The organism is Clostridium sp. HV4-5-A1G (genome assembly GCF_900184915.1).
GTDB lineage: Bacteria > Bacillota > Clostridia > Clostridiales > Clostridiaceae > Clostridium_B > Clostridium_B aromativorans.
The window spans coordinates 1-9,940 of record NZ_FXYI02000132.1 but is presented as its reverse complement, the minus strand read 5'-3'; the positions used below and the strand labels follow the sequence as shown (position 1 = coordinate 9,940).

Sequence of the window (9,940 nt, the reverse complement as noted above, 5' to 3'; positions counted from 1 at the left end):
CTATTAGTATATTTTAATAATCTATAAATGTCAATAATTTGTCTAAATAAATATGACTAAATTAAAAATAGCTAATGAAGAAACCTTCATTAGCTATTTTTACATCAGCATTATCAAAATATATTGTACTTTTTACTCTATATCTTTTACTTCATAGCCTGCATCCTTAACAGCCTTTTCTATATCCGAATTGTTGATTTCAGAAGAAGATTTTATAACTGCAGTTTTACTTCCCAAATCCACTTTCACACTTGAAACTCCTTCTATTGACTCTAAAGCTGATTTAACATGTTCAACACAATGCTGGCAGCTCATTCCCTCTACATGTGCTATTTTTTTTATTTTTCCTTTAAAAAACATATTTACACCTCTTTACATTTTTATATTTATTTTAAATTGTCAGCTTTAACTCAAACTTCCAACTTAAATTGCCGATTAAATTTCTCAATTGTACACTGGTTTAAATCTCTTAAGCCTAAGTGCATTTAAAAGCACTGAAACCGAGCTAAAACTCATAGCTAGTGCTGCTATCATAGGATTCAAAAGTGGTCCTCCAAATATAAAAAGTATTCCCATGGCCACAGGTATACCTAATGAGTTGTATCCAAAAGCCCAAAATAAATTTTCTTTTATATTCTTTATGGTCTTTTTGCTCAGATCTATGGCCGTAACCACGTCCATCAAGTCACTTTTCATAAGGACAATATCCGCTGATTCCATAGCCACATCTGTGCCAGAGCCTATTGCTATGCCTACATCCGCCTGTGCCAGAGCTGGGGCATCATTTATTCCATCACCAACCATAGCTACTTTCTTATTCTCATTCTGCAGCTTTTTTACCTCATTGGCCTTATCCTCTGGAAGAACCTCTGCAAGCACTCTGTCTATTCCAACTTGCTCCGCTATGGCCTGAGCTGTATTTTTATTGTCTCCAGTTATCATAGCCACTTCTATACCAAGGGAATGGAGCTTTTCTACAGCCTTTCTGCTGTTTTCTTTAACCGTGTCCGCTACAGCTATTATTCCTATTAATTTATTATTTAATGCTACATACATAGGCGTTTTGCCTTCACTAGAAAGTTTTTTCCACACCATCTCCATATTCTCCAGAGAAACTTTTTTGTCTAGAATAAGTTTTCTATTGCCTAAAAGCACATCATCATTTCCCACGGAAACTTCAATGCCGCGGCCGGGTATAGCAACAAAAGAATTTACCTTTCTCAATAAAATGCTCCTATTCTTAGCTTCTTTAACTATAGCTTCTCCCAGCGGGTGCTCCGATGCTTTTTCAGCAGAAGCTGCAACTTGAAGTAAATAATCCTCTTTCACTGTGTCTAATGGAACTATATCTGTAATTTTTGGTTTCCCTTCAGTTATAGTGCCGGTCTTATCAAATACTACAGTTTGTATTTTATGGGCAATTTCTAAAGCTCCACCACTTTTTATAAGTACCCCATACTCTGCCCCCTTGCCAGTTCCCACCATTATAGCCGTTGGTGTAGCCAATCCCAGTGCACAAGGACAAGCTATTACAAGTACAGATATAAATATGGTTACTGCAAATACACCAGATTGCCCAGATACATACCAGCCTATAGATGCCAATATACCCAATACAAGCACTACAGGCACAAAATAACCAGCTATTATATCAGCCAGTTTTGCAATAGGTGCCTTAGATCCCTGAGCCTCTTCAACCAGTTTTATTATCTGAGAGAGTACAGTGTCCTTCCCCACTCTAGTAGCTCTATACTTTATAGAACCATTTTTATTTATACTTGCACCTATAATTTTACTTCCCGGAGTTTTCTCCACCGGTATACTCTCCCCTGTAAGCATCGATTCGTCTACAGAAGTCATTCCTTCAATAACTTCACCATCCACAGGGATTTTTTCTCCAGGCCTTACTACAAGCACATCAGAAACTTCCACTTCATCAATTGGAATCTTTATTTCTTCTCCATCTCTCATTATATTTGCAGTTTTAGGAGCTAAATCCATTAATTTCTTTATTGCTTCAGAAGTCTTTCCTTTAGCCAGATTTTCAAAATATTTTCCCAAAGTTATAAGAGTAAGTATAACACCTGCAGATTCAAAATACATATGGTAATAACTGTTGTCCTGTAATATTTTAAATACGGAAAACACGCTGTACAAAAATGCTGCCGATGTCCCTATAGCTATAAGCGAATCCATATTTGGGCTTCTTCTAAACAATGACTTAAATCCTATAGTAAAATACTTTTTCCCAACTATTATCACCGGAAGAACTAATAAAAGCTGAATTACCGCAAATGCCCTGGGATGAACCATAGGATCCACTGCTGCAGGAGGCATTACATTTAAACTTTCGGCTATCATAGGACCCATAGCTACAACAAGAAGTGGAATTGTGAATACAGCAGATATTATAAACCTTCTTTTCAATTCTCCAATTTCTTCTTTTTTCTTTTTTTCTTTGTCAGCAGCACTTTCCTCTTCTAAAATTTTATATCCTGCCTTCTCGATATCTTTTTTCAAGCTGTCAATTTTCATTTTAGAAGGATCAAAAGTTACAGCTAGTTTTTCAGTAGCAAAATTTACACTGGCCTCCTCCACTCCTTCTACTTTCTTGCTCACCTTTTCTATTGTTCTAGCGCAGGCTGCGCAACTCATTCCCTCTATTTGAAAAATTTTACTTTTCATTCTAAAACCTCCCTAAAACAAATTCACATTTATATTTTTATCCATTCTTGTCTAGCAACTTACCTAATAAATTCATTATTTCATCCACCTTTTCTTCTCCAGAATTATGAAGAAAGGCATCCTTCACACAATGATTTAAATGCTGCTTTAGTATTAACAAATTTGCTTTTTTCAATAGAGCCTGAGCTGCTACAATTTGATTGGATATATCAATACAGTATCTTCCATCTTCTATCATTTTCATTATTCCTTCAATTTGACCCTTTGAAGTTTTTAATGCCTGAAAAGCCCTCTTTTTTTCTTCATTCATCTCTACCTCCTCCCCACCCCTGTGGGGTGGTATTTTATAAAAAATATAAAATTTAAACAATATCAACTTCTTGTTTAAATTTTATTATCGATTAATAATCATTCTATATCTACATTATAACTCAAATTTTCATTTTGTATATACCTTTTTAACATATTTATCAATACTATAGTAAATTCACAGACATTACACATATCTGCATTTTGAATTTTATCTGCAGATATTCTTAGGTATATCCGTTAAATTCACCTTTTGAATACCTGACCTGCGTGGATTTACCAGCGCCACAGCTTTTTCCTTGCTTAGAGTGACCATGATATTACCACTGTCCTTATTCAAGGATATATCCGTAGGATACCTCCCCACTCTTAACTTTTTTACTTTTTTAAAATTTTCCATGTCCACTACAGTTATAGTATCCTCTCCAGTATTTGCCACATAACAGCATTTGCCATCAGCAGATAGACAGAGAGCTTTTGGTCTCCTTCCAGTGGATATGGGTTGAAGCACAATATAATTTTCAGAATCAATCAAGGATATGTCATTGTCTTTAGTATTAGTTACCATTATGTAATTCCTATTAGGAACAAAAGCAATTCGTGAAGGATGCCTCCCAATTTGCAGCTTCTTTACAAGCTTGTCGTTTTGAACATTGTAAAATAGGATAAATCCGTTATCGTCTTCATCTTTAATATTCAATACTACTACTGCTAAAGTTTTTCCATCTGGAGATACCCTTATATCTTCAGGTCTTCCTTCCACATTGATTCTGCTCACAATCTGATTTGTAACGGAATCAATTTTACATATAGTTTTTTCTCCAGTAATTACAAAATAATAATTCCTTGGATCCCGCGTTTCTTTTGCCAGGGATTTTGCCCTATATCCCATAGTTGTAAATGCACCAATTAAAAATACTATCAATAAACTTAAAGCTAATATAACATTATTTCTCTTGCATTTGGACATATCAAAACACCCCTTACCTCGTTTTCTATCTTATTTTGTGCTTTTTTTAACATATATATTCCTCTTGATGGTAACGAGTTAAAATTTTTTTTACTTATATATTTTCACAGATGTTTCAAGATGTGCATACTTCTTTAATATGTTCATATCTTCATTGGATAAAGCCACACACCCATAAGTCCAATTATATTTAGAACCACCTCCATGTATCCCTATGGCACCTCCAAGGGGAGTATTCCACGGCGGCTGTTTTTTATTTTTAATGGCATATTTTATTCTTTCATATTGAGTTCTATTGATAATATTTTTATCCAATGCATTTTGTGCATCTTCTACGTTGGGATAACTTATTCCTAAAAAATATGTATACTTTGTCTGAGAATTTATATAGCATATATAATAATCTCCTTCCGGAGTCTTTTTATCTCCTTCTGCTTCTTTTTTACCCTGGGGAACTCTTCCAAGCCCAATTTTAAATCTTCCTATTAAATTTCCATCTCCATAAAGTTCCATTACCCTTTTACTCTTATATATTTTTATGGAAGTTTTATTTGGAGATGCAGAAGGTTTTTTAAAAAATATTTTTTCACCTTCATTCTCTTTAAATAAAATACCCTGATGGATAACTTTTTTACCGGAATTCATTCTAACATAATTTTTTATGGACACTGTAGAGATAATTCCTACTAAAATCAGTCCAAAAATCAGAAATAAAATTGGAAAATTTTTACCTTTACTCTTCATCTTTATCCCACCTTTTACTCATTTCCATATCTCATCTTATAAGAATGCTGCCATTGGCTAACACCCCCAGCTTCCTAAAGTACTGCTACGCACCTTGATAAATGATTCTAATTTACTCCAATTACAGCTTTAATCCATTCTATTATATTTTCATTTTTCTTTTTTATGCTTTCATACTCCTGGTATCTTTTATTATAATCGTCCATTTTTTTGTTGTATTCACTTACGTGTGAATTATATTCTGTAAATTTACTATTATACGCCACTACTGTTTCATTCCATTTATAAGTATTTTTTAATCCAGCAGAATTCATATCGTTTTTTAGCTTCTGCAGCTCTATGTTCTCTTTTTGCACGATGTTTCCTAAATTATCTATTGATTTTTTATACTGCTGAAGGGTAATGTTCATATCTTCCAGCATCCGTGAGGTCTGGGGGGATTCTCTCGATTTTATATCCACCAGTGATGCCATACATATAACTAGTAATATTATAACCGCAACTGCAATTTCGGTTAAAATGGCCTTTAATTTTTCCATAAATATCCTCCCCAATTTAGAATCTAACCCCTTAAAATTCGATTTTTCTGTATATGATATATAATAGTTCCAATAGTATTATATATCATATAATACTACCATTATGATGAAAAATATGATAATAAACTGACAGCAAAATAAATTTACCGTCAGTTTATTATCATACAAAGTTACAGATTCCCGGTATAAACTTTAATTATACTCTTCAATACACTTTCAACAGTATCTACATTTTTAACAGAAAAGTCACAGCAATTCATATAAATATGATATCTGTCTTTAAAAATTTTCTCAATTTCCCCTGTATTATTTTTTAAAAGGGGCCTGTTATCTATATCCAAATCACAGATTATTTTTTCAAGCGGTCTATCTATAAAAATTATCAATCCTTTTTTCCTAAGATTTAATATATTTTCCTCATTTTTTATTACTCCTCCGCCTGTGGATATCACAATATTTTCTTTTTGACTCACTTGACTTACTGCCTTTAATTCTAAATTCCTGAAAAACTTCTCTCCACCTTCAAAAATTTCTGAAATAGTACGTCCCTGCTGTTTTTCTATATAATCATCTATATCTATAAAACCCTTATTTAATTCCTTGGATAACATTCTGCCTATGGTAGTTTTCCCGGATCCAGGCATACCTATGAGAACTACATTTTTATATATTCTCTTCATAAATCAAATCTTTTTCCCTTGTCTCAAATCATTATATATTTTATCTATAATTTTCAAAGGTATTTCTCTTCCCTGCCAAATTCGCTGAGATGCTGCAGCCTGGGCCACCAACATATATAATCCATTCACAGTATTAAGTCCTAACTCATCTGACAACTTCAGAAATAAAGTACTTTGAGGATTGTATATCAAATCCACTGCTGTGTTAAATTTACTTAAAATTTTCCTATCTACAGGACAATCATTTATATCCGGGTACATTCCACAGGGTGTACAATTTATTATAATATCACCTTTTTTTATTTTACGCAGTCCATCATAGCTTATAACTTTAAATCCGTATTCATGAAATTTATGCGGATCTCTACTTACATATACCATATCCCTGGCCCCATTGTCTAAAATATATCTGGCTACAGCTTTGGAAACTCCTCCTGTACCCAACAGTATTACGGTTTTATTAAATAGCTCTATATCATATCTTTTTAAGGTCAATCCAAAACCATAATAATCAGTGTTATGACCTATCAATTCATCATCGATAAACTCTATGGTATTCACGGCCCCTATGTCCTTTGCCTCTTTGGATATTTCATTCAAATACTTCATAATTTCAACTTTATAGGGTATGGTCACATTTATACCTCTGCACCCCAAAATTCTTAAGCTCTCCAGCGATTTGCCTAGATCTTTTCCCTCTATTTCAAAGAGATTATATTCTCCACTCTTCCCCATAACATCCAAAATAAGATGATGTATAACAGGAGAAAAACTATGCACTAATGTTTTTCCTATAAGCCCATAAAAATCACTCAATTAAACTCACCTCCAGTGCAATTGACAATTTACAATGCACAATTGACAATTGTAATTTGTCAACTGTCAATTGTCTTATCCTTCCCTATAATTTCCCAGTAATTTAAAATAGGAGCTCTCTTTTTTTATTCCCTCCAGTGCACTTTTAGTCCCCATCTCCATTATATTTCCATAAAAATCAATACAAAAAAAATACTGCCACGGTCTGTTTACCATAGGTCTTGACTCTATTTTAGTCATATTTAAGTTATTTTCCCAGAAGAACTTGAGTACATTGTATAAACTTCCAACTTTATGGGGTAGAGTAATGAGAATAGTGATTTTATCGCATTTTCTATCATATACCATATTCCTGCTTATTACTATGAATCTTGTATAATTATAGCTGTTGTAATTTATATTTTCCTTCAATACATCCAATCCATAAAATTCCGCAGCTTTCCTGCTGGCTATGGAAGCTTTACTCTTGTCATTCTCTTTCTTTATGTATTCAGCACTTTTAGCTGTATTAAAATAAGGTATAAGCTTCCAATGTTTGTGTTTTTTTAAAAATTTACTGCTCTGCATAAATGCCTGACTATGTGAATATACTTCCTCTATGTCTTCTATTGAAGCTCCCGGAACACCTAGAAGGTTATGGTTTACTTTAATACACTTCTCTCCCACTATATAAAGATCATATTTTTCAAGCAGATCATAGACTTGAGAAATTCCTCCAGTAGAAGAATTTTCAATTGGAAGGATTCCATAATCTACATTCCCATTTTCCAGTGAATTAAACACATCTTCAAAGTTATCAAAGCCTAGGGTTTTAACCTTATCCCCAAAATAGTCAATTAGAGCTTCATAACTAAAAGACGCCAGTATACCCTGAAATCCGACTTTACAGGAATGGTTATACCCCATTATTTCCGGTTTATTATCTTCCTTTATCTTTTTCTCTTGAAGGTCTCTACTTATACTCATAATGTCTCTCAAAAAAGTTTCTATTTCGTTTTTCATGGAGCTTTGTTTAAAATTCTCTAATTGTGTTTTTATGATATTCTCTTCCCTATTTTCATCCAGTACATTCATATGATTTTCTTTCTTGTACTCAGCTACTTTAGAAACCACATTCATTCTCTCAATAAAAATTCTAACCATTTCTCCATCTAATTTATTTATTTTATTCCTTAATTCATCCAAACTTTCCAAAATATCACCACCACTTCACTCATCCATTAAATTCAATATTCCAATAGCTGTAACCGCCTCTATTACCGGCACAGCCCTGGGTACAATACAGGGATCATGTCTTCCCTCTATTTTCAAAATCTCCTTCTTTTCATTTCTAATATTCACAGTCCTTTGAGGTTTTGCTATAGAGGGAGTTGGTTTTACAGCTGCCCTAAATACAAGAGGCATGCCATCCGTGATTCCTCCTAGAATTCCTCCGTTATTATTCGTGTAAGTTTTTATTTTATGATCTTCTGACATATAGTATTCGTCATTGGCCTCTGAGCCTTTCATAGTGGTCATATTAAATCCCATTCCAAATTCCACTCCCTTAACTGCAGGAATAGAAAATAAAAGATGGGAAAGAGTACTTTCCACCGAATCAAAAAATGGATCACCTATACCTGCTGGTAAATTTAAAACTATCGTCTCTACAATTCCTCCAAGGGAATCCCCTTCTGACTTGGTTTTTAATATACTGTCCTTCATTTTTTTGCAGTAATCTTCATCTAGTACAGGAAATTTGTCTTTTGAAAGCTCCCTGAGCATATTCTCATCGGTAGAAACAACGTCAAAGCTTTTCTTATCTTTAATTGTGCCTATGCTCTCTATACGGCTTCCTATTATTATTCCTCTTTCCTCTAATATATTTCTGCATAATGCACCAGCAAAAACCAGCGGTGCTGTGAGCCTCCCCGAAAAATGGCCTCCTCCTCTGTAATCATTAAAGCCATTATATTTAACTTTTCCAGTAAAATCTGCATGCCCCGGTCTCAATATATCCGAAGTTTTTTCGTAGTGTTCTGAGTGAGTGTCATTGTTCAGTATAATTGCACAAAGAGGTGTGCCCGTTGTCTTACCTTTAAAATACCCACTTAAAATCTGAAAATTATCCTCCTCTCTCCTGGCTGTAGAAAATTCTGTAAATCCCGGTGCCCTTCTTTTCATCTGTCCTCTTATATATTCCAGATCAATTTTTATACCAGGCTTCAATCCGTCTATAGTAATGCCTACAGATTTTCCATGGGACTCGCCAAAGATGGATAATTTTATTTTATTTCCCCATATTCCGCTCATTTATATTTCCTCCTAAGTTCTTAAAATCTTTCCAAAAATTTGGATAGGACTTTTTCACACATTCGGCTCCTTTTATTATCATAGGGTTCTGACATTTTGAAGACACCGATGCCAGAGCCATGGCTATCCTATGATCATCCCAGCTGTTCACCTCGCCGCCTGTGAGTTTTTCCCTCCCTGCTATAATGAGTCCATCTTCTTTTTCTACTACATTCCCTCCTATTTTATTCAACTCCGTTGATATGGCCTTAAGTCTGTCTGACTCCTTAACTCTGAGCCTTCCTGCATTTTTAATTTCAGTAGTACCACAGCTCACAGAGGCCAAAACTGCAAGTGCAGGTACAAGATCAGGACATTGTGAAGCATCAATAGTGCTGCTGTAAATTTTACGGGCGGGACTGACAACTAAGCCGCCTTTCTCCCATTCAATTTTCACACCCATTTTTCTGAGTATATCTACTACGATCTTGTCTCCCTGAAGAGAGTCTTTTTTTAATCCGCAGCAAGTAATACCTTTGCCAAGGGCTCCCATGATAAGCCAAAAGGCGGACTGTGAAAAATCTCCTTCCACCTCATAGTAGTCTCTGCTCTTATATTTCTGCCCTCCCCTAACTGTATATTTTCCATGCCCATCTTCATCCACATTTATTCCAAATTTTTTTAGTAAATCCAGTGTAATATCCACATAGGGTTTGGATTCCAACGGAGTGGTTACATATATTGTAGAATCTCCATTTAACCTTGGAAGGGCAAACAAAAGCCCTGTTATAAATTGAGAACTCACATCTCCTCTAACCCTGTATTCCCCCGATTTCAATTTCCCCTTTAAAATCAGGGGCAGCTTTCCCTTAAAATTTTTATAATATATTTTTTGACTGTCAAATATATCATAATAAATATCAAGA

General features: G+C 34.3%; 11 protein-coding genes. All 11 read right to left on the bottom strand.

The genetic code is table 11. The annotated features are described in order from the left end of the window. Positions 1–132: 132 nt before the first annotated feature. Positions 133–360: a heavy-metal-associated domain-containing protein gene (locus J5G60_RS13220; protein ID WP_150356974.1), complete on the bottom strand. Its 228-nt coding sequence runs from the start codon at positions 358–360 to the stop codon at positions 133–135. Between the two features lie 84 nt (positions 361–444). Continuing rightward, on the bottom strand, positions 445–2,685 hold the full coding sequence (locus J5G60_RS13215; RefSeq protein WP_150356973.1) for a heavy metal translocating P-type ATPase: 2,241 nt from the start codon (positions 2,683–2,685) through the stop codon (positions 445–447). A 37-nt stretch (positions 2,686–2,722) separates the two neighbouring features. Continuing rightward, positions 2,723–2,995, bottom strand: coding sequence for a metal-sensing transcriptional repressor (locus tag J5G60_RS13210; RefSeq protein WP_150356972.1), 273 nt, complete (start codon positions 2,993–2,995; stop codon positions 2,723–2,725). A gap of 210 nt (positions 2,996–3,205) precedes the next feature. Further along, the gene (locus tag J5G60_RS13205; RefSeq protein WP_150356971.1) at positions 3,206–3,964 is read right to left on the bottom strand and encodes a YncE family protein; all 759 of its coding nucleotides are present in this window, start codon (positions 3,962–3,964) and stop codon (positions 3,206–3,208) included. Positions 3,965–4,054: 90 nt separating this feature from the next. After that, complete coding sequence (locus J5G60_RS13200; RefSeq protein ID WP_150356970.1) at positions 4,055–4,708, bottom strand: L,D-transpeptidase family protein; 654 nt, start codon at positions 4,706–4,708, stop codon at positions 4,055–4,057. Between the two features lie 107 nt (positions 4,709–4,815). After that, complete coding sequence (locus J5G60_RS13195; RefSeq protein ID WP_150356969.1) at positions 4,816–5,247, bottom strand: hypothetical protein; 432 nt, start codon at positions 5,245–5,247, stop codon at positions 4,816–4,818. A 170-nt stretch (positions 5,248–5,417) separates the two neighbouring features. Further along, positions 5,418–5,927, bottom strand: a complete 510-nt coding sequence (locus J5G60_RS13190) for a shikimate kinase (RefSeq protein ID WP_150356968.1) — start codon at positions 5,925–5,927, stop codon at positions 5,418–5,420. Between the two features lie 3 nt (positions 5,928–5,930). After that, entirely contained in the window at positions 5,931–6,743 is an 813-nt protein-coding gene (gene aroE / locus J5G60_RS13185; RefSeq protein ID WP_150356967.1) for a shikimate dehydrogenase, read from the bottom strand. 75 nt (positions 6,744–6,818) lie between these two features. Continuing rightward, a complete protein-coding gene (locus J5G60_RS13180; protein WP_150356966.1) occupies positions 6,819–7,937 on the bottom strand; it encodes a bifunctional chorismate mutase/prephenate dehydratase in 1,119 nt (372 codons plus the stop codon). Between the two features lie 15 nt (positions 7,938–7,952). Then, complete coding sequence (aroC, locus tag J5G60_RS13175; protein ID WP_150356965.1) at positions 7,953–9,035, bottom strand: chorismate synthase; 1,083 nt, start codon at positions 9,033–9,035, stop codon at positions 7,953–7,955. Next, positions 9,013–9,940, bottom strand: a 928-nt coding sequence (gene aroA, locus J5G60_RS13170; RefSeq protein ID WP_207876551.1) for a 3-phosphoshikimate 1-carboxyvinyltransferase, incomplete at its 5' end; no start/stop codon positions are given. The genes aroC and aroA, both read right to left, overlap by 23 nt.